Annotated in this window: 4 protein-coding genes; all 4 read right to left on the reverse strand. The window is 69.3% G+C overall.

Going from position 1 to position 1,689, the window contains the following annotated elements; translation table 11 throughout:
- Positions 1 to 266: amidase family protein (locus tag U4E84_RS16840; protein ID WP_322533257.1), on the reverse strand; the 266-nt coding region annotated here is incomplete at its 3' end.
- Entirely contained in the window at positions 267 to 569 is a 303-nt protein-coding gene (gene gatC / locus U4E84_RS16845; RefSeq protein WP_322533258.1) for an Asp-tRNA(Asn)/Glu-tRNA(Gln) amidotransferase subunit GatC, read from the reverse strand.
- A 64-nt stretch (positions 570 to 633) separates the two neighbouring features.
- Positions 634 to 1,071, reverse strand: coding sequence for a DUF5788 family protein (locus U4E84_RS16850; protein WP_322533259.1), 438 nt, complete (start codon positions 1,069 to 1,071; stop codon positions 634 to 636).
- Between the two features lie 65 nt (positions 1,072 to 1,136).
- A partial coding sequence (locus U4E84_RS16855; protein ID WP_322533260.1) for an aminotransferase class I/II-fold pyridoxal phosphate-dependent enzyme occupies positions 1,137 to 1,689 on the reverse strand: 553 nt, incomplete at its 5' end.

Genomic DNA, 1,689 nt, shown 5'->3' on the forward strand with positions numbered 1-1,689 from the left:
GAGGTCTCCGTCGTCGTCCCCATCCCGAACTCGTCCATGTTCGCTTTCCCGACGATCGTCGCGCCCGCCTCCGTGAGGCGATTGACGACCGTCGCGGAGTAGGGCGGGACGTAGTCGGCCAGCATCTCCGAGCCGCAGGTCGTCCGGATCCCCTCGGTGGAGATGTTGTCTTTCACCGCCACGGTCTTGTCCGCGAGGGGGCCGTCGGCGTCCGCGTCGCCCGCGATCCGCTCCTCCGTGACGAAGGCGTTGAGGTCGGCCGCCATCTACGACACCTTCGGCCCGACGAAGTAGCCGTCTTCCGTCTCCTCGGCGTTCGCGAGCGCCTCCTCCTGCGAGAGTCCCGGCTCGATTTCGTCGGGGCGCATCACGTTGACGAGCTCCTCCTCCCGCTCGACTTCGGGGACCTCGTCGAGCGCCTCGAAGTACGCTAAGATGTCGCCGACCTGCGCCGCGAACTCGTCGACTTCGTCGTCGGCGAGCCGCACCCGCGCAAGTTCGGCGACGTGTCTGACCTCCTCGGCGTCGACGGCGGCCTCGCCGTCGTCCGACGCTGCGGTGTCGCTCATACCCGAACGTACCACGCGGGCGGCGAGTAAGGGTTTCGGAAGGGGGCCGAGACGCCCCAGCGATTCACCGAACCTGATCGACGAAGGCGAGCCAGCGCTCGTGGCCCGCCAGCGTGTCGGCGTGGTGTTCGTCGGCGAACCCCGGGCGGCGGATTCCCTCCAGCGCGTTGAGCGCGCGGTCGATGCCGATCGCCTCCTCGGCGAGCGTCTCGGCGGTCTCTCGGTCGAGCGGCTCGGTCTCCAGTCGCTCGATCCGGCGCTCCCGCTCGGTTCGGAGGGACTCCCGCGCCGCCGTCAGCTTTCGGTCCATCGCCGGCGGGACGGTGTCGACCTTTCGGGTCTCGACGATGAACGCGGAGAGGTCGACGGCGCTCCCGTCGACGTCGACCTCGTCGGGGACGCTCGCGCCGACCGTGGCACTCTGGCTGTTCACGCGGTCGAGCAGCGCCTCGCGGTCGGCGTCGCTGATGGAGGTCGTGGAGGTCGCGTCGGAATCGCTCATATGCTCGGGAGACGGCGCAGCGTCAAAAGACCGTCACCGAATCGGTCGAGCCGCTCCGGGTCGGCTTACAGCAGGTCGTTCGCGACGAGCCGGTCGACCGCCTCGCGCAGGCGCTCCGCGCTCGCGGCGTAGGAGATCCGGGCGTACCCCGGCGCGTTGAACGCGCCGCCGGGGACGCAGGCGACCGACGCCTCCTCGATGGCGGCCTCGCACCACGCCTGGTCGTCGTCGGCCACCGGGATCATCATGTAGAAGGCGCCGTCGCCGACGTCGACGTCGACGCCGTGCTCGTCGAACAGGTCGACGAGCAGGTCGCGGCGGTCCGCGAACGCGTCGCGCATCTCCTCGACCGCGGACTCGGTGTTCTCTAAGGCCTCGATCCCGGCGCGCTGGACGAAGTTCGTCGCGCAGGAGACGGAGTGAGAGTGGAGCTTCCCCGCCTCGCCGACGAACTCGTCGGAGGCGTGGAGGTAGCCGAGCCGCCAGCCCGTCATCGAGTACGCCTTCGAGAAGCCGTTGATCGTGACGGTGCGGTCGGCCATGCCGTCGAGGCTCGCGAGCGAGACGTGTTCGGCGTCGTAGACGATCCGCTCGTAGATCTCGTCGGAGATGACGGCG

Source organism: Halorubrum sp. AD140, assembly GCF_034497445.1.
Taxonomy (GTDB): Archaea; Halobacteriota; Halobacteria; order Halobacteriales; family Haloferacaceae; genus Halorubrum.